The 22,767-nt window shown below is 58.0% G+C and carries 19 protein-coding genes, 1 tRNA gene and 1 pseudogene; 3 read left to right on the top strand and 18 right to left on the bottom strand.

Going from position 1 to position 22,767, the window contains the following annotated elements:
• Position 1: 1 nt before the first annotated feature.
• The 12 genes from ACJU26_RS03350 to secB all read right to left on the bottom strand — a co-directional run bounded on the left by ACJU26_RS03350 (position 2) and on the right by secB (position 15,334).
• Positions 2–2,707 (bottom strand): MMPL family transporter, encoded by a 2,706-nt coding sequence (locus ACJU26_RS03350; protein WP_414041136.1) that lies wholly within the window; start codon positions 2,705–2,707, stop codon positions 2–4.
• Positions 2,688–3,563: a hopanoid biosynthesis-associated protein HpnK gene (gene hpnK, locus ACJU26_RS03345; RefSeq protein ID WP_414041135.1), complete on the bottom strand. Its 876-nt coding sequence runs from the start codon at positions 3,561–3,563 to the stop codon at positions 2,688–2,690. The genes ACJU26_RS03350 and hpnK overlap by 20 nt, the downstream gene beginning before the upstream one ends.
• Position 3,564: 1 nt before the next feature.
• Positions 3,565–4,995 carry a hopanoid biosynthesis associated radical SAM protein HpnJ gene (hpnJ, locus tag ACJU26_RS03340; protein ID WP_414041134.1) on the bottom strand — a complete coding sequence of 477 codons (1,431 nt, stop codon included), beginning with the start codon at positions 4,993–4,995 and terminating at the stop codon, positions 3,565–3,567.
• Complete coding sequence (gene hpnI, locus ACJU26_RS03335; RefSeq protein WP_414041133.1) at positions 4,995–6,167, bottom strand: bacteriohopanetetrol glucosamine biosynthesis glycosyltransferase HpnI; 1,173 nt, start codon at positions 6,165–6,167, stop codon at positions 4,995–4,997. The genes hpnJ and hpnI overlap by 1 nt, the downstream gene beginning before the upstream one ends.
• Positions 6,168–6,169: 2 nt before the next feature.
• Positions 6,170–7,159 (bottom strand): hopanoid-associated sugar epimerase, encoded by a 990-nt coding sequence (hpnA, locus tag ACJU26_RS03330; RefSeq protein ID WP_414041132.1) that lies wholly within the window; start codon positions 7,157–7,159, stop codon positions 6,170–6,172.
• Complete coding sequence (locus tag ACJU26_RS03325) at positions 7,156–7,863, bottom strand: nucleosidase (protein ID WP_414041131.1); 708 nt, start codon at positions 7,861–7,863, stop codon at positions 7,156–7,158. Before ACJU26_RS03325 ends, hpnA begins: the two co-directional genes overlap by 4 nt.
• Positions 7,845–9,806 (bottom strand): squalene--hopene cyclase, encoded by a 1,962-nt coding sequence (gene shc, locus ACJU26_RS03320; RefSeq protein ID WP_414041130.1) that lies wholly within the window; start codon positions 9,804–9,806, stop codon positions 7,845–7,847. Before shc ends, ACJU26_RS03325 begins: the two co-directional genes overlap by 19 nt.
• The gene (locus tag ACJU26_RS03315) at positions 9,803–10,843 is read right to left on the bottom strand and encodes a phytoene/squalene synthase family protein (RefSeq protein WP_414041129.1); all 1,041 of its coding nucleotides are present in this window, start codon (positions 10,841–10,843) and stop codon (positions 9,803–9,805) included. The genes shc and ACJU26_RS03315 overlap by 4 nt, the downstream gene beginning before the upstream one ends.
• A gap of 128 nt (positions 10,844–10,971) precedes the next feature.
• Positions 10,972–12,378, bottom strand: coding sequence for a sigma-54-dependent transcriptional regulator (locus ACJU26_RS03310; protein ID WP_414041128.1), 1,407 nt, complete (start codon positions 12,376–12,378; stop codon positions 10,972–10,974).
• A 6-nt stretch (positions 12,379–12,384) separates the two neighbouring features.
• A complete protein-coding gene (locus tag ACJU26_RS03305) occupies positions 12,385–13,833 on the bottom strand; it encodes a sensor histidine kinase (protein ID WP_414041127.1) in 1,449 nt (482 codons plus the stop codon).
• Between the two features lie 4 nt (positions 13,834–13,837).
• Positions 13,838–14,881 (bottom strand): NAD(P)H-dependent glycerol-3-phosphate dehydrogenase, encoded by a 1,044-nt coding sequence (locus ACJU26_RS03300; RefSeq protein WP_414041126.1) that lies wholly within the window; start codon positions 14,879–14,881, stop codon positions 13,838–13,840.
• A gap of 3 nt (positions 14,882–14,884) precedes the next feature.
• A complete protein-coding gene (gene secB / locus ACJU26_RS03295; RefSeq protein ID WP_414041125.1) occupies positions 14,885–15,334 on the bottom strand; it encodes a protein-export chaperone SecB in 450 nt (149 codons plus the stop codon).
• Positions 15,335–15,507: 173 nt separating this feature from the next.
• Here secB and ACJU26_RS03290 point away from each other — a divergent pair.
• The 3 genes from ACJU26_RS03290 to ACJU26_RS03280 all read left to right on the top strand — a co-directional run bounded on the left by ACJU26_RS03290 (position 15,508) and on the right by ACJU26_RS03280 (position 16,704).
• Positions 15,508–15,583, top strand: a tRNA-Glu gene (locus ACJU26_RS03290).
• 102 nt (positions 15,584–15,685) lie between these two features.
• Entirely contained in the window at positions 15,686–16,603 is a 918-nt protein-coding gene (locus ACJU26_RS03285; protein ID WP_414041124.1) for a tyrosine-type recombinase/integrase, read from the top strand.
• Positions 16,537–16,704, top strand: coding sequence for a tyrosine-type recombinase/integrase (locus ACJU26_RS03280; protein ID WP_414041917.1), 168 nt, complete (start codon positions 16,537–16,539; stop codon positions 16,702–16,704). Before ACJU26_RS03285 ends, ACJU26_RS03280 begins: the two co-directional genes overlap by 67 nt.
• Positions 16,705–17,242: 538 nt before the next feature.
• Here the strand turns inward: ACJU26_RS03280 and ACJU26_RS03275 are convergent.
• The 6 genes and pseudogenes from ACJU26_RS03275 to ACJU26_RS03250 all read right to left on the bottom strand — a co-directional run.
• A pseudogene (locus tag ACJU26_RS03275) lies at positions 17,243–17,446 on the bottom strand (transposase); the annotation flags it as partial.
• A gap of 328 nt (positions 17,447–17,774) precedes the next feature.
• Entirely contained in the window at positions 17,775–18,548 is a 774-nt protein-coding gene (locus ACJU26_RS03270; RefSeq protein ID WP_414041123.1) for an SDR family NAD(P)-dependent oxidoreductase, read from the bottom strand.
• Between the two features lie 36 nt (positions 18,549–18,584).
• Entirely contained in the window at positions 18,585–19,682 is a 1,098-nt protein-coding gene (locus ACJU26_RS03265) for an ABC transporter ATP-binding protein (protein ID WP_414041122.1), read from the bottom strand.
• Between the two features lie 9 nt (positions 19,683–19,691).
• The gene (locus tag ACJU26_RS03260) at positions 19,692–20,513 is read right to left on the bottom strand and encodes a carbohydrate ABC transporter permease (RefSeq protein WP_414041121.1); all 822 of its coding nucleotides are present in this window, start codon (positions 20,511–20,513) and stop codon (positions 19,692–19,694) included.
• Between the two features lie 10 nt (positions 20,514–20,523).
• A complete protein-coding gene (locus tag ACJU26_RS03255; RefSeq protein ID WP_414041120.1) occupies positions 20,524–21,447 on the bottom strand; it encodes a carbohydrate ABC transporter permease in 924 nt (307 codons plus the stop codon).
• A 76-nt stretch (positions 21,448–21,523) separates the two neighbouring features.
• Entirely contained in the window at positions 21,524–22,720 is a 1,197-nt protein-coding gene (locus ACJU26_RS03250; RefSeq protein WP_414041916.1) for an ABC transporter substrate-binding protein, read from the bottom strand.
• Positions 22,721–22,767: the final 47 nt, after the last annotated feature.

The raw sequence follows: 22,767 nt of genomic DNA, 5'->3' as shown, positions 1-22,767 counted from the left end.
TCTAACTGCCTTCATCCTGTTCAATGCCCTCTTCCCGGGGGGAAGGAGTAAAGAGCAGCATCAGTGCCGGCAAAATGATCAGAATACACAAAAGCACCATGGCCAGAGCGAGACTCAAGGCTTCTCCGAGGCTGGCCATGCCCGGATCCCGAGAGATGGCCATACTGCCAAAGGCACTGAGGGTGGTCAACCCGCTGAAAAATACCGCCATGGGCGTGGAAGTTCCCAACAGATGTGCCACATCCACCCCATGGCGCCAGCGCACCACGATATAGATGGCAAAAGCCACACCCAAGCCGATGAGCAAGGGCAAGACGATGATATTCCCCAGGTTGAAACTCAAACCCAGCAAACCCATGGCCGCCACCGTAAACAGTGCGGCCAGCAGCAGGGGGATCATGATCAGCAGCACATCGCGGTACCGGCGCAATGCCAACAACAACAAAATACTGATGCTTGCCAGAGCAATATAGGTGGCCTCCTGAAAAGCCCCAAGCACCGCTTCCCCCCCTTCCACCAGCATCACCGGGGTTCCGACGGCCTGGGGTTCGACCTTGAGGACGCTTTGTACGAAACGATACATGGCTTCATTATTGCTGAGATCCGCCTTGGGGAAAATCTCCACCCGCGCCTCACCAGAGGGACCCAGGTAGCGCTCCCGGAGTGCCGCTGGCAATGTATGCACCGTAACAGGTCCCGCCATCAAAGCCATACCCAACCGCTTCAACTCTCTGGGCAGGGTCCCCATCACGCTGTTTTGCAAGGTGTTGATGGCTTGGGGATGATTTCCTTCCCGCAGCAAAAACTCCTGCAGATGATCAGCCAGCCGCGAGGCCACCTTACCGTCCGCGGAAGCGAGACCATCTTTAGAAGCCAGCGCCCGCAAGTCCTTGACCAGTTTGTCGAGTTTTTTGCCCGTATCGGCCGCAGGCGGGATCAGTGCCGGCGGCATCATCAGGGAAAATGGAGGAACCAAAATCTGCAGGTTCTGCAATATGGCCAGTTTTTCTGTTTGCTGCTTGGGGACATAACTTTCCGCCGTCAATACCCGGGCGACGGTCGGCAACTTTTCTACGCGGCGAGCCACGGCCTGCGCAGCGGCAAGATTGGGGGCGAGTACTTCTATCCGGTAAGGAGCCGTATCAGGATTGGCCAAAAGCTTCTCAAAGACCTTCACCCCTTCCGCATGTTGATCGATCATGTGCAAGGGATTGAAATCGAAACTGGCACGCAAGGCCAAAGGAATGGCAGCCAGAGCCAAGAGGGTGACCAGCGCCAAAATCCAGTAGGCGTAGCGATGAATCGGATGCTTCACCAGAGTCGGAATCACCCGGAAATGGGGATAATAGCCGCCTTTCAGTGAACCCTTGACGGTAATGGGCCAGAGGGTCAGATAGGCGGGCAAAAAAGTCAGGGTGAGCAGCAGGGCAATGAGCATGCTGGTACCGGAAATCAGGCCCAGATCGACGATGCCTGCATAGCTGGTGGGCACAAAGGCATAAAAGCTGAGTGCTGCAGCCACGGCGGCCAGACCCAAAGCTGTACCCATTCCCTGGGTTACCCGGTGCATGGCCACCCGATGTACGGCGCCGTTAAACAGTTCTTCACGGTAGCGCAGGCAAAACTGAATGCCAAAATCCACCCCGAGACCAATGAACAAAATGGCAAAAGCCACGGAGATAAGATTAAAGGGACCAATAAAAAACAAGGCCCAGGCAGTGGTCAAAATAATCCCCGATATCAAAGCAGTGATAACGCCACTCACCAGCTTGACCGAGCGCAAGGCAATGCTGAGTAAAATGATTTCCAGCCCCAGGGTCAAAGCCAGGGACTCACCAGCGCCCTGACTGACGGTTTTGAGCTGTTCGGCATCCAGCACCGCCCCCCCGGTGATCCCGACACTCAGACCATGGGCGGCATTGAGCTGTAGACTCTGCAAGCCCTCGCGCAGAGCGCGAATAGCGGCCTCGGCCGGTTGCAAGGACTGATAATTCATGACGGGCTGGATAATGACGAAACGCTGCGAGGAACCGAGCTTGTCCAGATCCCCGCCCATCAGTTTCCCCCAGGAAACTTGGTGACTTTTGCCTTCCAGCTGCGCCGTCACCGCTTCATCCAGGGCCGATAAAATGGTCGTCATCCCCGGTAATTGCACACTGTTACGCAATCTTTGCCTGATGGCCAGGCTTAACAGATCACTCAAGCCGCCGAGGCTGGGATCTGCCGACAGACGAGCAATGAGGGGCTGGGCATTGGTGATCCGGTTGGCAAATGCCCGCACCTGTGCAGGCGATAAATACAGCAGGCCATTCCGTTCAAAAAAAGGACCCCCGCCCGGCACATACACACTCAGGAATTCCTTGGGGCGGGTCCGCAGCCAGGTTTCCAACCGACTGACTGCATCCGCCGTACTCTGGTGATTTTGGCCCTGCAATACTACCACAATGGTATGTTGATCCTGGGAGAACACCTTTTGGTAGGCCACTTCACGCTTCTGAAAGGGCAAATCCCGGGACAAGACATTACTGGTATTCGTATCTACCGAAAAATGGGTGAATGCATAGAACAGGGCCAGCAGCGTACAAAGCAACAAGGTTCCCATCACCCAAAGGGCGCGCCGCACGGAAAAATCCACCATCTGCATCAAGAAATGGGCAATGGACTGGCCAATGCGTTCCAGGAAACGCTCAGCCGTTGGTAAAATCACGGAATCGACCTCTCATAATCTGCTGTTCACACAAATACTCCCCGACGCGGGGGCTCAATAATGCCGCATATTCCGCCTGGGGCTCATAGTCCGGCATCAACTTTTTCAAGAGCGGGCTTTGTGTCGTCGCCGGGTGGAAATAAATCTCGATCAGACCTTGCTGGGGCAGACATTTCAATAGCTGCAGCAAGCGCTGCTCGGTCATGTGCCCCGTGGCATCCAGGCCACAGAGCAGATCATTGTAAAGCAGACCGCGCTTTTTCAGTTGCCTCCGCATGTTCGCCAGCCAGGGCCGCAAAAAAAAAGCCCAGAAGGCCGGAGCAAAACCCCGCGCACCACCGCATCGCGCCAGCGCCAGGGATTCCCAGGGCAGCCGCACCGCCCGCAAGGCAAAATCCCTGCCGATATCCAGCATCAGGCTGAGCACCGTCGGATGCAAGTGCAGGTGCTTATGGGCATTGGCATGATCCAGAACCAGACCCGAGTCAGCAAAGGCAGCAAACTGGGCACGGATTTCTGCTGCCAGTTGGCGGCGCACCTTGGGCAGAACAAAATAGCGCAGCCCGCGCAACCACAAATCGGCGGCAAAACGGCCATTGCCATCCACCAGATCGGGTACCTGCTCCACCGGCAGCAGCGGCGCCCCATCTACCAGCGTCAGATGCAGGCCCACTCCCAGGCCGGGATGCATCTTGGCCAGTCTTATGGCATCTGCTGCGGCCGGAGCAGCCACCATAAGACTGGCGGTGGTAAGCACACCGTTTTGGTATGTCGATTCCACCGCCTTATTGACTGCCAAATCCAGACCAAAATCGTCGGCGTTGATAATCAGTCGCCGAGTATGTTCCTGACCCACCTCAGCCGTGGCGCTGCCGCAGGAAGCGCACGAACTCCACGCCCTCCCGCAAACGCCGCTTCATCATCTGGGTGCTTTTCAGCATTTCACCGGTGATCTCGGCAATCTTACCCGCACGGAAGTAGAAAGATTTGTACATGGTTTCAACGGAATCAAATATTTCCGTGTGATTCAGGTGCGGATAACTCATGGGACTGATCTGCACACCCCGGTCATTGACCAGATGCGCCTCATCTTCCTCGGTCAGCCAGCCCTGCTCCTTGGCCTGATTGTACAAATAGGTACCGGGATAAGGCGCGGCGAGTGACACCTGAATGGTGTGGGGATTGATTTCCTTGGCAAATTCGATGGTCTTCTGAATGGTTTCCTGGGTTTCTCCCGGCAAACCGAGAATGAAGGTGCCATGGATGACAATGCCCAGCTTGTGGCAGTCTGCGGTAAACTTGCGCGCTGCCTCGACCTTGATGCCCTTCTTGATATTATTGAGAATCTGCTGGTCGCCGGATTCATAACCCACCAGCAACAGACGCAGACCGTTTTCCCGCAATACCTTGAGGGTTTCATAGGGGACATTGGCCTTGGCGTTACAGGACCAGGTCACGCCCAGTTTGCCCAGGCCCCGGGCGATTTCTTCAGCGCGGGGGCGATCATCCGTAAAGGTGTCATCATCAAAGAAAATTTCTTTCACCTGCGGAAAATTTTTCTGGATGTAGCGCACTTCCTCGATGACATTGGCGGCGCTGCGGGTCCGGTAACGATGCCCGCCGACCGTCTGGGGCCAGAGGCAGAAGGTACACTGGGAACGACATCCCCGACCCGTATAAAAGGAAATATACGGGTGCTTGAGATAGCCGATGAAATAATCCTCAATATGCAGATCGCGCTTGTAGACTTCCGACACAAAAGGCAGGGCGTCCATATCCTCGATCATGGCCCGGTCGGGGTTATGGATCAGTTGCCCGTCCGCTGCGCGGTAGTTGATTCCATCCACTTCGCTCAGGGGACGGCCTTCGGCAATTTCCTTGAGGGTATAGTCAAATTCCTCGCGCGCCACAAAATCCACGGCATGACCGGCTTCACGCAGGGACTCCTCGGGTTCGACCGCCACCTTGGCCCCGACCATCCCGATCATCATTTTCGGATAGTGCTCCTTGAGCAATTCCGCCATGCGCACGTCGGAAGGAAAAGAAGGCGTGCTGGTATGAATGATGCACAGCTCGTAGGCCGCCGCCACTTCCAGGGTTTCTTCCACGCTCACATCAGCCGGGGGAGCATCCAGCAGGCGACTGCCGGGAATCATCGCCGCAGGCTGGGCCAGCCAGGTGGGAAACCAGAAGGAACGAATTTCCCGCTTGGCCTGGTAACGGGAACCAGCTCCACCGTCAAAACCTTCAAAAGAAGGGGCCTGCAGGAAAAGGGTTTTCATCGTCATTATCTTGCTCCATCTTCGCCGCCCAGACGTCCGTCGGCATTGACCTTAAATTGTGACCCTCGCCAGGCGACCCGCCGTGCAAAGAGCGCGTGAAACCAAATCCACAGCCCCCAAAAGTCCGCCAGCAGGGCTGTTCCCAACGTATCTGTTGCACTGAGTCTGTGCATAATTTGTCTATGGTACACGAGGCGCAACAAGAGGACCATACCCAGCGGTATGATCCCCCAGTATCCTGCTCCCAGCAGGAGCCAGGGCGTCAACAGCGTCACCAGGGGCAGAGGATAACTGCAAAAAGCAAAACTGTACCCCAAGGGCTGAACGCTGCGCGTGGTTCGTGCCCAGCGCAAGGCATGCTGATAAAACGCTCGAAAGCTGGCTTCCTGCACCTGGGTATCCACGACATAATCGGCCAAGACCGTGGCTTTACCCAACTGACGGGCACTGGCACCCAGCCAGTAATCATCGGCCAGTTGATCCGCCAGCTTTGGCAGTCCTCCCAGCGCCTCCAGGGTAGAACGGCGCAGGGCCATGGTCGCCCCCCCGCAGAAAATATTCGGTCCCAGCCGCGCGGACACCAGGACCGAAGGCAGGAACTGGCTGTTAATCTGACTGGCCAGCAATCTGGAAGGAAGGTTTTGCTCGGGCAGCCCCCGATACAGGCAGGTCAGCACCCCCGTTTGCGGGTCCAGCAGTTGCGGTTCCAGGTGACGCAGATAATGGGGTCCTACCGCAATGTCGGCATCACTGATCAGCAGCAAGTCATGCTGACAGGCATCGAGAATACCCGCGAGATTGTTGACCTTGGGATTACGCCCCAGCGTCGCCTCCGTCAGTACCCAGCGCAGCTTCACCTCGGGAAACTCCTGCTGGAGGCGCTGTACTACGGCAATGGCCGGATCGCCGGCGTCCTGCACCCCGGCGACAATCTCGTACCGGGGATAATCCTGCCGACAAAAGCTGCGCAAACAGGCATACAAATGGCCATCATCCCCATGCAGGGGCTTGAGCAGGCTCAGGGGGGGTGATTTTTCATCACGAGGGGGCAGGGAAACGCCATCGGCCTCGGTCAGCACCGGTTGCCAGGTCCGCAACGTCCATATAGCCAGAAGTTGATATACGAGTGCCGCCAGCGCCAGCAAAAACAGCCCACTCAGCAAGAGGTCATGGATCATGTTCACAAATAATGATGGTCGGCAAACCACTTGACCGCATCGCGCAAGGCTTCTTCCGCAGGACGATGCACATAGTGCAGGTGCTTCTCGGCTTTCTGCGAGGAAAAATACATTTTGTGCGCAGCCATGCGCAGTTCATCCACTGTCACCAACGGCGTACCCTGCGCGCGCAGGCGCACCATCCCTTCTGCTGCCCAGGCCAGGGGGTAGAGCATCTTGCGGGGAATACGCAAGAAGGGGGAGCGTTTGCCGGTGAGACCCGCAATGCGCGTCAGAATGGCCTGCAAGGAAAGATTATCTCCGCCCAGAATATAGCGCTGCCCCGGCTCACCATACAGAAAAGCCTGCCAGTGTCCCATGGCCACATCATCCACATGGACCACATTCAGGCCCGTATCCACATAAGCCGGCATTTTCCCGGCTGCGGCATCCCGCACCAGCCTGCCGGTAGGGGTGGGTTTGCGATCTGCAGGCCCGATGGGCGTGGAAGGATTGACGATCACAATGGGGGCAGCCTCGCTCTCACAGAGTTTGTGCAGCGCCTCCTCCGCCAGGAATTTGGAGCGCTTGTAGTGACCAATCATGTCCTCCAGACTGGAGGGCGCAGCTTCATCGGCCACTCGCCCGTCGGCATAATGCCCGAGCACCGCCACGCTGCTGGTGTAGATGATGCGTTCCACCCCCGCGTCCAGGGCCGTCCGGGCCAGCCGCTCGCTACCATCCACATTGGTCGCGTACATGGACTGGGGATCGGGTACCCACAGGCGATAATCCGCCGCCACATGAAAAACCAGGGAACAACCGGCAACGGCTTTATCCAGGGCCTGACCATCGGCCAGATCTCCCGGAAAGGGTTCCACCTCCAAACCTTCCCAGTTGCTGGTATCGGCCCCCGGACGATACAACACCCGGACGTCCAGACCTTCGGCCAGCAGACGCCGGAGCAGCGCGCCCCCCACGAAACCCGATGCACCGGTCAACAGGGCTTTCATGTCGGCCTCGCTGTTTCGAGGTAAGGCTGAACCTGACGCAGACTGTGCAAGGCCGCCTGCATTTGTCGGCCCAACCCCATGAGGGCCGGCAAGTCACCGGGATGGCGCAACAGCCCTGTCAACAAGGGCATCCAGCGCGGCCGCCCATAAGCATCCACACTCTGGGTCGCGCTGGCAGGGAGTGCCTGACCGGCAGGGTCCACCACACTGCGCACCGCCAGAAAGGGTATGCCTGCCTGGGCAGCACGCTCCGCTACCGCCCCGCTTTCCATGTCCACCGCCTGGGTTTCGGGATGTTCTGCCCGGAGCCGGGCCTTGGCAGCGATGGATGCACAGGGCACGCTCACGGAACACAGTCCGCCAGCCAACACCCGGGAAGAAAGTTTTTGCAGGAGGGCGGTCCGCCAGCCCTGATCGACAAGCCAGCGGCGTTCATTCCAGAATATCTGCTCCGGCACCAGCAGATCACCGGCCTGACAATCCGGATTCAGCCCACCGGCGGTTCCCCAGGAGAGCAAAGCCCCGACTCCCGTTTGTAAAAGTTGTTCGGCAGCATTGCCGGCGGCTTGCGGTCCCATCCCCGAAATCACCATGCTGAGCCGCGCGCTGACCGTGATGACCCTTTGATGACGCAAGGTGCCGGAATAGAGGGTTTCCGCTTCGGCATCCAGCGCCACCACCACCCCTATCCCTTGTGCTGGCATCCCAGATTCCGGAAACGGGCCAAGGCCCAGAGGGGAAAATACACGCTGTAACCGTGGTAAATGAGATAGAACACCTTGGGAAACCCCGGAGCATTGAAAAAAGGGTCCTGCCAGCCCGATTGCGCATCCTGATGCACTTCGAGCCAGTGAATCCCGCGCTGCAGCGCCATGGAGCCCGTATCGCCGGCCGCCATCAGGCCCAGACAGGCCCAGGCGGTCTGGGCGGCCGTAGAATCCTGTCCGGCGCCCGCCAGTCCAGGCTCCGCATAGGAGTCGTTGTTTTCTCCCCAGCCGCCATCTTCCTGCTGCATGGCCCGCAGCCAGTCGGCTGCCCGGTCCATGGCCGGTTGCAAGGAAGGATCCTGCAATTCTCCCAGCGCCATCAGCACCGACCAGGTACCATAAATATAATTGGTGCCCCAGCGTCCAAACCAAGCGCCGGAAGATTCCTGTTCGCGCAGCAAATAGGCGACCGCCCGGCGCAGCACATCCCGATCCCGAGCCCGGCCCAGATGGCCGAGAAAAGCCACGACCCTGCCGGTCACATCGGCTGTGGGGGGATCCAGCAGCGCCTTGTGATCGGCAAAGGGGATTTCATTGAGATAATAATGGGTGTTATCCACGTCATAAGCCCCAAATCCCCCATTGCGGGACTGCATCCCGGCCAGCCAGTTGGCGGCTTTTTCGATGCTGTCCCGATCTTCGGGACGCCCGGCCCGCGCCAACGCCCAGGCCACCGCCGCAGTATCGTCCAGGTCGGGATAGTAGGGGTTGGCATACTGAAAAGCCCAGCCACCTCCCGCCAGGTGGGGGCGCTGTACCTGCCAGTCACCCGGTTCCTGGCAAATCTGCCGTTCCTTCAGCCAGGCAATGGCTTTTTCTGCGGCATCCCCCAGTTCCTCGGGGCCATCCACTTCGATCAGGGCATGCAGGGCCAGGCAAGTATCCCAAACGGGGGACATGCACGGCTGGCAGTAGGCATCGTCGGCCCGCTCCACCACCAGCTTGCGCAGTGCCGCGGCAGTTGCCTGGCGATAGGGATGTTCCGGGGCATAACCCAGCAGATCCAGAGCCTCATGGGCATTGACCATGGCCGGAAAAATCCCGTTCAGACCGTCTTCCCCGTTGATGCGTGCCGTAAACCACTGCTCTGCACGACGCACCGCCATCCGGCGCAACGCGGCGGGGATGCCTCTCTCAATCACTCTCCAGAAACGGTCCAGGGCCAGAAAAGTACGGGCTACCAGCCCCTGGCGGGAACAGGCAAAATAATCCGGGATTTGTTCCGGAGGACGGCGAAACAACTCGCGAATCTCCACTTGCAGGGGGTTTTTGGCCTGGGCCTTCAGACTGCACAGGATAAAAAGCGGCACCATGACGGTCCGGGACCAGGACGCCACCTTGTAAATATGAAAGGGAAACCAGCGCGGCAGGAGCATGATTTCCACCGGGATGGAAGGCACCGCCCGCCACGGCACCTGGGCAAACAAGGCCAGGGTTATCCGGGTGAAGACATTGGCATGTTCCGCGCCGCCGTGGGCGAGAATAGCCTCTCTGGCCCGGCGCATATGGGGGAGATCCGGCGCATCGCCCGCCAGCTTCAGGGCATAATAGGCTTTCACCGAAGCGCTGAGATCGAAATGCCCCCCGTAATACAGGGGCCAACCACCATGATCTGCCTGCTTGCTGCGCAAATACACGGCGATTTTGGACTCCAGCATCGGATCCCGCTCATCCATGTAATGCTGCATCAGGATATATTCCGCAGGAATGGTGCAGTCAGCCTCGAATTCAAAACACCAGTGTCCGTCAGGCGCCTGTTTTTCGAGCAGCAAGTGCCGCGCAGTCTCCAGCGTCTGGTCCAAGGTCCGATCCGGAGTCTGGGTCAGCACACTACGCAGCGGCCCGCCGACCAGAGGCAACGATTGCAACAAGCGATTCATGCCTGTGCTGCCAGTGCCGTGCGCCGCAGGGGTTTGATGCCCGCCCGAAAACTCGCCAGCAGCAACCCGTCGGAACGATGCATGAATTTGGACAAGAAGACCACCCACTGCACACTCTGCCGACTGATTTTGACTTCAGTTCCACTGGCAAAGGCCGGATTCTCGGCAATGCGCCGTAAAGTCAGCACCGCCATGGCCAGCGCCCAGAGACAAAAATCGCGCATCCCGGTCTGATTCGCAGGAATCATCAAGGTATAACGCAGGGCATTTTCCAGGTGTCCGGCAGCCATATCCAGCAAATCTTCCAGACCCTGGCGAAAACCGGGATCAGGCCTGCCCGGCTGTACTGTGGCAATATCGCAACCGTATCGGGCAAAAAGGCTGGCCGGCATCCAGCTCACGCCGCGTGCCCAGTCATCCCAGATATCCTTGAGAATATTGGTCATCTGCAAACCCTGCCCAAAAGATACGGCCAGACGCTGCATTTCCGCTTCCTGGGGACGCAGGCGGGGTTCGTATTCCATAAAAAGACTGGTCAACATTTCGCCGACCACCCCCGCCACCACATAACAATAACGGTCCAGGGCCGGAACATCCGCCAGCCCCCGCCGGGAAGTGTGCTGCTGGAACTCCGCCATGCCCGTCCCCATGATGCGCACACAGCGCGCCAGAGCGGCCTGCTGGTTAGTACTGAAACTGTGGGTAATCCGCAGCACGTCGGCGGTATGGCGCACCAGATCATGCTCGGCGGCGGGCATTTCCGCAGACAGTGCTGCGCCGAAACCCTCGGCAAACACGGCAGGATCTGCATCCCCTTCCACCACCTGCAGAAACAGCTCCTGCCAGTGGGCTTTTTCTTTCCAGGGCATGACCGGATCATCTTCAATGGTATCGGCGATACGGCAGAGCAAATACCCATTGCCCACGGCAACGCGCAGAGCTTCCGGCAATTGCGGAATGGTCAACGCAAAAGTACGCGAAACGCGCTGCAGACTTTGCTGCTGCCAGGTCAAGGCCTGATCGAGGGCTGCCGTCATGCAGCGGTCCTGTCCAGTGACATCCAAACTCCTTATTCTATTTGTCCGGGTGCCTGTAGTGCCCCGTTGCATCGCGGCAATGTAACTATCCTGCAACAATTCTGCAAGTATAGATCATGGGAATCGCTTCAGGATTCGCCCTCATCACCCAGACCATACTTGCGGATACGGTAGCGCAAGGTCTCCCGGGTGATCCCCAGCATTTTCGCTGCCCGGGTGACGTTGCCAGCGCTCAGGCCGAGCACCTGCTGCAGAATCTGCCGCTCCATGGCTTCCAGATCCATGCTGCCATCCATGGGCAGGATGATATGCTGCCCGTCCACCGGGCAATCGAAGGGTGCCGGACAGGCGTTATTGAGATTTCCGGGCAACTGCAGCCATTCCATGGGCAGCTCTTCGGCCTCGGAAAACAACACCGCCCGTTCGATCACATTGCGCAGTTCCCGGACATTTCCCGGCCAGTCGTAGGCCTCCAGCGCTGCCCAAACCGCCGGACTGACATAATGCACATGCTTACCCGCCTGGGCATTGAATTCGGCCACAAAGTGGGGCACCAACTCGTGCAGATCCTCCTTCCGTTCGCGCAGGGAAGGCAAGGCCAGTCGAAACACGCTCAAGCGATGAAAAAGATCGGCCCGAAAAGCCCCCGAGGCCACCTGGGCTTCCAGATCGCGATTGCTGGCGGCAATGAAGCGCAGATCCACGGCAATGGCGCGGTCTCCCCCCAAGCGTCGCAGACTGCGATCCTCTATAACTTTCAATAATTTGGCTTGCAGTTCCAGCTCCATTTCCGAAATTTCATCCAGAAACAAGGTGCCACCATGGGCCTGCTCCACCAATCCCCGATGACGCACGGCCGCACCGGTAAACGCTCCCGGCTCATAGCCAAACAATTCGGATTCCAGCAACTCCCTGGGCAGCGCCGCGCAGTTGATTTCCACCATCGGCCCGTCGGCCTGGGCGCCGCTGTAATGCAGAATGCGTGCTGCCAGGCCCTTGCCGGTACCCGTTTCTCCAGAAATCACCAGGGCACTGTAGGGAACCTGCGCCAGACGCTCCAGCATACTGCGCACCTTGGTTGCCGCCGCACTTTGCCCCAGATAGGTTTCGGGCCGATAGCGCCGGTGCTGGGAGGAGGTATCCTCAGCCACCCGGCGCTGGGCACGGGCTCCCCGCCCCGCCGAACGGACCACCATCTCCAGGCGTTCCATCTCGCAGGGTTTTTCCAGAAAGTCATAGGCACCCAAGCGCAAGGCCCGGACCGAATCAGGCACACACCCAAAAGCCGTCAAAAAGATCCATTCACCCGTTCCTGCTCTGGCCCGCACTTTTTCCAACAAATCCAGACTATTCCCATCGGGCAAATTGAGGTCCGCCAAGGTCACCAGCGGGCTGAGGTCCTGCTTCATCAACATTTCCTCGGCATCGGCAAAGTGTTCCGCCCAATGCACCTCCCAGCCTTCCTTTTCAAAAAAGCGGCACATTTCCCGCCCCAAAAAAATCTCATCTTCAATGATCAACAAAGCATCAGCCATTGTGTGCTACTCCTTACCGGCAATGTCAGGACAGGGCAACAACAAGCAGACTTCCGCCCCATGAGGTTCCCGATTGCGTAATTGCACCTCGCCACCCAGACTGCGCACAAAACGTCGGACCATGGACAGGCCCAGCCCGGTTCCCTGTTCCTTGCTGCTGGCAAAGGGACGGATGCCCTCGCGCAACAGGGTATCGGGAAAGCCTGGGCCATTATCGGCCACAATCACCTGCAACTGCTTGTCCACCTGGGCAAGAGCCACGCTGATCCAGCCTCCCTCACCCGCCAAGGCCTGCATACTGTTGAGAATGAGATTGAGCAGCGCCTGGCGAAACTGATCTAGAGGCAGCAGGCAATCATGACATTCACCCGGCAACAGTTCCAGCCTGACCTGGGCAGGCATTTGATAGCGCAGCAGGTTAAGCAGGGTTTCCACCGTTTCCCGGGGGGCCACCCGACGGCCCTTCTCATGGGCCTGACGGGCGCCGCGCAATTGCTGATCCAGGAGCCGACCGACACGGCGTAGCTCCTCTTCCATCAAGCCCATCCGCCCAGCCAGATCCGGATCGCGTATTTCCCGGCGTAGATTCGCGCAGCCCACCTGCAATCCCGCCAAGGGGTTACGCAATTCATGGGCAAAAGCGGCAGCCGTCTCTCCTACCGCTGCCAGACGCTCGGAACGGGCCACCGCCGCCTGTTGTGCCACCAGAGTATGGGCGGCCTCGTTCACTTCCCGCTGCAAATCCTGCAAGTACTGACGCCGGGTTTTTTCCAGATCCTCCAGGCGTCCGATCATGTGATTGTAATATTGCAGCAGGGGACTGATGCCGGGGTCGGCATGGGCTTCCGATACCCGCCGAAAGGCCCCGATTTCCAGAGAGCGCATGGCTTCCTGCAAGCGGCGCAGCGGCCCCAGAATGCGCAGTCGAAAAAACACCAGGGTCACCAGCACAAAAATCATGAAGGAAAACAACGTCACCGCTGTTCCGATCAGAGTATAGCGGGCATCATGACCCGCTGCCAGCACCAGTCTCCGTCCGCTAGTATGTCCTTGCATGCTGATATCCGAAAGCTGCAATAAAGCTTGGGGTAACAACACCGGATCCTGCTGATTGACCAGTGCCTGCAATTTTGCCCAGTGCGGGTTATTCCGGACCCGTTCCGGATGTGCCGCAACAATCCGCGGCAGATTTTTGTGGAGCAGCAGCAGCGCGGCCGCCGCTCCATGGTTTTGCCAGGTCCGCAATGTTTCCTGGGAAGTTTGGGACAAATCCGCCATATAGACGGTATAGGCGTCCAGGGTACGCAAGTCCTGGTTGGTATGCACCAGCAATATCCCCAAGAGCAGCAAAGCCAGCACCACAAACTGTACCAGCAGCACCCCGAGGGTCCGGAAAGGGGCAAAAGGAATGCGTTTGCGGCCATCGGCACCACCGGGTAAACGCAAGATCGCCATGAATCTAGGCGTCCTCTTCCGTGCCCAAATCCTGTCTTGCCGGGATCGACGCGGCAGGATGCTCGGCCCGTGCGGCCCGCCGCATCAACTGCTCAGTGGCCTGACGCACATCCGCTCCAGCGTAAAGCACCCGATAGACCTGTTCGGTAATGGGCATGTCCACCCCCAATCGCTGGGCCAGCAGAAACAGTGCCTGGGCACTGCGCACCCCCTCGGCTTCTTGGCCCAGATCCGCCAGCACCTTTTCCAGCGTCAGCCCTCGCCCCAGCCCCAAGCCCACCCGACGATTCCGCGACAAATCACTACTCGCCGTCAGGATCAGATCCCCCGTCCCGGTCAAGCCCATGAAAGTCTCGGTGCGCCCGCCCAGAGCCGTTCCCAGGCGGTGCAGCTCGGCGATGCCCCGGGTAATCAGGGCGGCCCGGGCACTATCGCCATTGTCCAGACCATCGGAAACACCCGCCGCAATGGCCAGCACATTTTTGATCGCTCCCCCCAGACAGACACCGGCCACATCATCGCTGCGATACACCCGCATCTGATCGCTGGCAAACACTTCCGCCACCCTCCGCGCCTGGGCCATATCCCGAGAGGCGGCGGTCATGGCCAGCGGTTTGCCCAGCACCAGATCATGGGCAAAACTCGGACCCGAGAGGACCACCAAGGGCCAATGGGGACACTCCGCCTGAACCACCTGATCCAGACGCAGGGCACTGGGCAACTCCAGCCCCTTGGCGGCGAGCACCAGCACGACTCCATTAGCCAAACCCTGACAGGGCAAACGGGCTAACAGGCCGCGCAAGGCATGACTCGGGACCGCCAGCACCACCCCCTCTGCCCCGGCCACGGCGGCCGCAAGATCCGGCTCCACCAGCAGACCCGCAGGCCAGGGCAGTTGGGGGAAAACCGGAGACAAGCTGGAGGCATCGGATCCTCCCGGCAAGTGTTGCGGGTTGCGCCCCCAGAGTCGCACCACCTGCCCTTGCCGACCCAAATACACCGCCAGCGCAGTGCCCCAGTGCCCCGCCCCCAGTACTGCCCAAACCATGATTTATTGCGTCGTGTGACTCATCTGTTCTTGCTGGGCCTGCTGATACAGGGCCTCAAAGTTGACGGGATGCAAATGCAGCGGCTGGAAGCCACCCCGTCCCACCAGATCCGCCACCACTTCGCGGGCATAGGGGAAAAGGATGGTCGGACAATGTACCGCTACCAGAACCGGCATATGTTCTTCGGGAATATTCTGAATCCGGAACAGGCCCGCCTGCTGCACCTCGACGGCAAAATAGGTGCTCTCACCCGCCTTGGCCTTGACCGTAACCGTCAAGGTCACTTCGGTCAGACCATCCATGTTTTCCACCTGGGTGCTGGCGGTATTCAGGCCCACATCCACCGTCGGCGCCTCGGTCTGCACAAAACTATGGGGAGCATTGGGCGACTCAAAGGAAATGTCTTTGACGTAAATCCGTTCAATCATGAATATTGCTTCTTGTTCTTCCATAAGACCCTTCTTTTCCGGAGTGACTGAAAATGATACACCGCCCAGTCTACCCGAAATTCCCCCTGCCGGGCTACGCCGTGGCGTTTTTGAAGCATTGTCAGACCAATGCAGCTCTCGAGGGATCGCGCTTGCCAGACAGTGCGCTTCTGTGTAGGATGCACAGCGCTGTCCAGGTCCCCATCGTCTAGTGGCCTAGGACACCGCCCTTTCACGGCGGTAACGGGGGTTCGAACCCCCCTGGGGACGCCAAATAAAATCAATAGGTTAGCAAAATTGCTATGGCTAACTTAATTAAACGCTGCAATTATGCTGCACTTAGCTACGGATTACAGGTGCAGCGTGAGGTGCAGCATGGCGACCATCAACCCCAGAATGGATCAAGATAATAACGTGATCGGCTGGCAAGCCATCATTCGTAAACGCGGGTTCCCCTCCCAAACGAAAACATTCCGTACCAAGCGCGATGCCGAAGCGTGGTCAAAAATCACTGAGTCAGAAATGGTCCGTGGTGTTTTTATCCAGCGCAATGATGCCGAGCGCACGCTGCTCTCTGACGCTCTGGACAGATACCTGCAGGAAGTCACCACATTGAAGCGTGGAGCAACGCAGGAAACCTCCCATATCCGCATCCTGCTGGCCTCTAGCCTAGCACAGCAATCCCTGGCCTCCATCGGTTCCAGAGAGGTCTCGCGGTATCGGGACACGCGCCTCAAGGTTGTTTCGGCTTCTACGGTTAACCGTGAACTCAATATCCTCTCTCATGTGTTCACCGTAGCCATGCAGGATTGGGGTGTGGGCTTGCCTGCTGGCAATCCTGTGGCGGCCACCAGGCGCCCCAAGGTAGATGATCGGCGAGATCGACGGCTTGTTGGTGATGAGGAATCCCGTATTTTGGAGTGGGCGGAGAAAGCGGAGCAAGAGGATGGTTCGATGCCCATAGCCCACATTATCCGGTTCGCCCTTGAAACAGGAATGAGACGTGGTGAACTTGCGGCTATGAGATGGGATCATGTAAATATCAAAGCGCGGGTGCTGCTGGTTCCTGAGACAAAAACGGGCGACCCGCGCCGGGTACCTCTGTCTAGCTGTGCGTTGTCAGTACTGAACGCCCTGCCCCGCCGCCTGGACGGTATACGATATGGGGGCCAATCTACGAGGCCAGCATATCACGGGCATTTGCTCGCGCCTGTCACCGCGCAGCCATCGAGGACTTACGCTTCCACGACCTGCGCCACGAGGCCACCAGCCGCTTCTTCGAGAAGGGCTTGAACCCGATGCAGGTGGCGGCCATTACCGGCCACAAGACCTTGCAGATGCTGAAGCGATACACGCACCTGCGGGCGGAGGATCTGGCGAAGTTGTTGGGGTGACGACATCATGGCAGCGTGAACTTTCGACTCGCTGAAGTGCGCTAACCGGTTGAAGGCTGCGGGCTGCCTCCGGCAAGTCGAAGTAATGAGGTGCTACATGACCAGAAATAGGGCCGCCATAGGGGGGCATCACTGCGTCTGTTATCTGACACCCACGCAAGTGAGGATAAACCGGAGGAATGAACCATGTAGTTGCTGCTTATCGCTGTATTTTTTCTAATTCTTTAATTTTATCCATTCTGGCCAGGATAACAAGACTTCAAATACCGTCATGCAATATGTGTCTTTTGACGTGGTGGTAACACCCGTGGGTGACGATGGTGTGTTACGAGAACCTATAATTGTACCAGTCACGTTGACACAAACGGCGGATGGCCGCTGGCACGCCGAACAGAATGGGGTCAAGATTCATGCCTAACATCCCCTTAAGAAGACTCCTATTTCGAATCCAGAAATCCTTACTGCGCCTCTGGCTATCTCGATTAGGCATAGAGTCGTGCCAATCTTGGCCTCTAATTATAGTCCAATATGGGCGGTTTCAAGTTTGAACTGCAACACCACCATGTAACTCTCTGATCTGTTGTGCCATTACTTCTGCTGGTGTCCGAAAACCCAAAGATTTCCTAGGTCGATTATTGAGTTCGTCAGCTACTTTGGTCAAGTAGCACTGAGAATATTCCGACAGGTCCGTTCCCTTGGGGAAGTACTGCCGCAGCAGGCCGTTGGTATTCTCGTTCGTGGGACAAGGAAGCACGGTTCGTGCCATTTTGGTCATCAGGGCCCTCCTGTAATTCACCCGGTAGGTGATTCTTTTGGTCGAGACCATTATACTGGAAACCCTTACAGATTGGACCCTTAACCCTATTTTCCCCTTACCTCATCGTGGAATTAGGATTTTCTGGTCCGTACAAAGGAAATTACGAACCCCCTTAAAGCGGGATGATGTTTTTCCGTCATCACGGTTTTGAGGCAGGCAATAACTGATGGCGGATGTGAGAGTGTGACCACAGCCAACGCAACCCTTGATGAACGCCACAGGAAGATCCGGTTATGGCCGCTCCCTCCTGCCCTCACCAGACTGTGTAACCACCGTCGGCCAGCACGATTGAACCCGTCATCAGGCTCGCGGCATCCGACGCCAGGAACAGCACAACCGACGCGATTTCATGGGGCTGCCCCACTCGATGCATAGGCGTCATGTCGAGCCAGATCCGGTTGAGTTCCTCATCCTCCATGCCGAAGCGAGTCAGCGGCGTATCAATATAGGTCGGTGCGACGGCATTCACGCGCACACCGCGGTCGGCCCATTCACCGGCGAGCGAACGCGTCAGGTGATGCACTGCCGCCTTCGAGGCATTGTAGTAGCTCTGCTTCTGCGGCTTGTTCGAGATGAAACCCGACATTGAGCCAATGTTCACGATCGCACCATTCCTGCGTGCCAGCATCGCGCGACCGAATGCGCGTGCGCAGTAGAACGTACCGTTCAGATTGACGTTGAGCACATCGAGCCAGTGCTCGTCAGTCACATCTTCGGCGGCGGTACCGGAGCGCGCGATACCGGCACTGTTTACCAGGATGTCGATCGAACCGAACCTTTCGTTGAGCGAGGTCGCCAGATCGTTTACCGCGTCACTGTCCGTCACGTCCACCACGACGGCGTCCGCCGAATGGCCGAGTTTCGCAAGCGCGGCCTTGCCTTCCTCGCCGATGTCTGCATCACAGTCGGCGATCACCACATGCGCGCCCGCCTCGGCTAGGGCTGTCGAGCAGGCAAGACCGATGCCACGGCCACCCCCGGTAACCACCGAGTTGCGCCCCTTGAGATCATATTTCTCCAGATACATATTCGCTCCTTGTGCAATCCTGCACCGGCAACTTGCTCAGTGCAGATGAAACTTCCGTCGCAGCAATGCCTTTCCGTCCGGCCCAAACAGTACAGCACGCCCAGCCTGCGGTATCATCCTGACCGGGTCACCCGTGCGCACGACCGACAGATCGTCGGTCCTCACGATCATCTGCTTCTTTCCCGGCCGCGTCACGTAAACGAGTGTCTCGTTGCCGAGGTGTTCCACGAAATCGACCGTTCCGCTGATTGACCCCTCACTCCCGAGCAAAGTGTGCTCAGGCCGGGTACCGAACGTCACCTTCGTGCCGACGGCCGCGTCAACATTCGCCCCTTCGACCCGCACCAGCCCTGCATCATCGAGTTTTACCACGACGCCATTTCCATCTCGCGCGGTGATTTCGCCTTCCAGCAGATTCATTTTCGGCGACCCAATGAAGCCGGCGACAAACAGATTGGCCGGATTGTTGTAGAGCTCGAGCGGTGAGCCGACTTGCTCGACAATACCACCGTTCAGCACGACGATTCGATCGGCCATCGTCATCGCCTCGATCTGATCGTGGGTCACATAGATCATCGTCGTTTCGAGTTGCTTGTTCAGCCTCACAAGTTCGGTACGCATCTGCACCCGAAGTACCGCATCGAGGTTCGAAAGCGGTTCATCGAACAAAAACCCCCTTGGATTCCGAACGATGGCACGGCCGATCGCAACGCGTTGGCGCTGCCCGCCGGAAAGCTCCTTCGGTCGCCGATCAAGCACCAGGTCGAGTTGCAGCATCTGCGCTACACCCGCGACCTTCTGTTTGATCTCGCGCTTCGGCACTTTTGCCATCTTCAAGGCGAAACCCATGTTTTCTGCAACCGTCATGTGCGGATAAAGCGCGTAGGTCTGGAACACCATCGCCAGCCCCCGCTTGTCGGGGGGAATGTCATTGGCACGCACGCCGTCGATACTGAAATCACCGCCAGTAATTTCTTCGAGCCCCGCGATCATGCGCAACATCGTCGTCTTTCCGCACCCCGACGGCCCGACAAAAACGATAAACTCCCGATCATCGATTGCCAAGTCGACACCCTTGATTGCATGAAAACCTGCGTAACGTTTCTCGACCTTTTCGAGCACCAGCTTCGCCATGATCCGCTCCTATTTCAGCGCGCCGAAAGTGAGACCACGCACCAGACGCCTTTGCGTCAGACTACCGAAAACCAGAATGGGTGCGACCGCGAGCACCGAGGCCGCCGAGAGTTTTGCCCAGAACAATCCCTCCGGAGCCGAAAACCGCGCGATATAGGCAGCCAGCGTAGCGGCATGCGACGCAGTGACGTTGATGCTCCAGAATGCCTCGTTCCACGAAAGGATAATGGCAAGCAACGCGGTCGAGGCGACACCGGGGCTCGCCAGCGGGAGTAGCAAATGGATCATCTGCTGACGCGGGCCAACCCCGTCCACCCGCGCAGCTTCAAGAATTTCGCCCGGAATATCCTTGAAGAACGAATAGAGCATCCACACGACGATGGGCAGGTTCATGAGCATGTCGATCGCGACCAGACCGACCCTCGTGTCCAGCATCCCGACATTCTTCATGAAAAGATAGATCGGCATCAGCACCCCCACGGGCGGCAGCATCTTGGTCGAGAGCATCCACATCAGCGTGAATTTGGTCCGCTTGCCAGGAAAAAAGGCCAGCGCATAGGCGGCGGGAAACGCGATGGCGATGGCCAGTGTCGTCGACCCGACACTGACGATCAGGCTATTCAGCGCAAACCGGAGGTAACCTGCATTCTCGGTCGCAGCAAGGAAGCTCTTGATCGTCGGCGTGAAAAACAAAAGCGGCGGGATCGCGATGGCCTGCCCTTCCGACTTGAACGCCGTCACCGTCATCCAAAGAATCGGGAAGAACATGATGAAGGCGGCCAGCCAGGCAAGAACCCCGAATGTGATGCGGCTCAAGAGCGAAGGTTTCATAATCCACCCCTCATGCCTGCATATTACGGGAGACCGTCAGGATCAGGAAGAACGCCAGAATGTTCGCCAGAACAACGGCGAGCACACCGGCCGCCGACGCGCTGCCGACGGAGAAATCGTACAGTGCCTTGGTGAAGATCAGATAGGTGAGCGTCGTCGTCGCCCTACCCGGCCCACCATTGGTCGTCGTGTAGATCACCGCAAAGGCGGAAAGCATAAAAATCGCTTCCAGCAACACGACGATCGAGACCGGTCGTCCCAGATGTGGCAGGACGATATAGCGCAGTCGAGCCAAGCCCTTCGCGCCATCCATCCGAGCAGCTTCGAGTTGCTCGGTATCGAGCGACTGCAATGCCGTCAGGAGGATAAGTGTCGCGAATGGAATCCAACGCCAAGAATAAATCATGACGATAGAGAGCATCGGGTAGGCGCTGAACCAGGCAATCGGTTTGAGACCCACGAGCGTCATGAACCAGCCGAACAGACCGCTGACCGGATCGAGCAACAGGTTCTTCCAGATCAGCGCAGCAGCAGGAGACATCACAAAGAAGGGGGCGATTGCCAGCAATCGAGCGACGCTGCGCCCGGGAAAATCATTATTGAGCAGCAACGCGATGATCGTGCCAAACACGACCGATGCGGCGACCACGCCGCCCACAAGCACCACGCTGTTCCAGATTGCCCCCCAGGTGGACGAGTCAGTGAACAGGTAATGGTAGTTCACCCCGCCATTGTACCGGGCCGGTGGTGTCAGGAGGTTATAGTGCTGAAATGAATAGAGCACCGTCTGCAGCAACGGCAGAATCGTCCACAGCAGGAGCAGGATCACTGCCGGCAGTAGAAACGGCAGCGTTCTGACTTGGCGTAATTCTTTCGAGGCATTGTCTCTTCTGGTGGTCAGCGCTGGTAGCACAGTAACCCGTTGTTGTCCCATGACTCGCCGTCCTCGTCGCTGCAGCCATCGGGAGACGCCGCGACCATCGCGTCGTGACACCCCAGTGGATCCATCATCAGTGATAATAACCGGCCTCCCTCATCGCACGCGCAGTACTCTTCTGTGCGCTGGCAAGGGCCGCGTCGACTGACTTCCGCCCGGTAAGAGCGGCCGCAATCTGTTGGCTGACCACCGTGCCGATCCCCTGGAACTGCGGGATGGCGACGAACTGTACTCCGGTATAGGGCACCTTCTTCAGCGTCGCATCATCCGGATTCGCGCTAAGGATCGCCTGCTTCACCTTGTCCGCGAATGGGGCTGCCTTCAGGTAGTTCGGATTCTCGTAGGTCGAGATCCGCGTTCCCGGAGGCACGTTCACCCAACCAAATGTCTTGCCGACAAGGGCGAGATACTGCTTTGACGTCGCCCATTCGAGGAACTTCATGTCATCCTTCTGGTGACGCGATCCCTTCGGTATCGCGAGCGCCCAGGCCCACAGCCAGTGTGATCCCTTCGGTGTCACCGCGACCGGGGCGGACACCATGCCGACCTCGTGCGCGACTTTCGAAGTCGCCGGGTCCCACAGCGTACCGGCAGCCACCGTGGAGTCGATCCACATGCCGCACCTGCCTTGGCTGAACAGCGCGAGATCTTCGGTGAACCCATCCGAGACGGCCCCCGGCGGTCCGTATTTGTGCATGATTTGTACATAAAAGTCGGTAGCCTTCTTCCAGGCCGGACTGTCGATTTCAGGCTGCCATTTCATATTGAACCAGCGACCGCCATAGGTATTCACCAGCGTATCGAAATAGGCCATGTTCTCACCCCAGCCAGGCAGGCCCCGCAGGCAGATGCCGTACACTCCCTTCGACGGGTCGTTGATCTTGGCTGCGAATTTTGCGATCTGAGCATAAGTCGGATGTTCTGGCATTTTCAGGCCAGCCTTCTTGAATAAATCCTTGCGATAGTAGGTCACCGAACTTTCGGCATAGAACGGCAACGCATAGAGCGTACCCTTGTAGGAAAGCGCCTTGCGCACCGACGGAAAGATGTCCTTCACGTCATAACTTTTCGGCAGATTCCGGAACGGCACGAGCCAACCTGCCTTGCCCCAGATCGGGGCCGAATAGTTACCAACCGTGACGAGATCAAACTCCCCTGAATTGGTTGCGATATCCGTCGTCACCCGCTGTCGCAGCGTATTTTCCGGAAGCACCACCCAGTCCAATTTGATGCCGGTTTCCTTGGTGAACTGAGGCGACAACTTCTGCATCTGCAGCATGTCAGGATTATTGACCGTCGCGATTGTCAGCGTCGTCG

Origin of the sequence: Acidithiobacillus sp. M4-SHS-6 (genome assembly GCF_047421495.1) — a bacterium.
Classification (GTDB): domain Bacteria; phylum Pseudomonadota; class Gammaproteobacteria; order Acidithiobacillales; family Acidithiobacillaceae; genus Acidithiobacillus.
The sequence above is the reverse complement of the archived record's forward strand: the minus strand, read 5'-3'. Positions and strand labels throughout refer to the sequence as shown.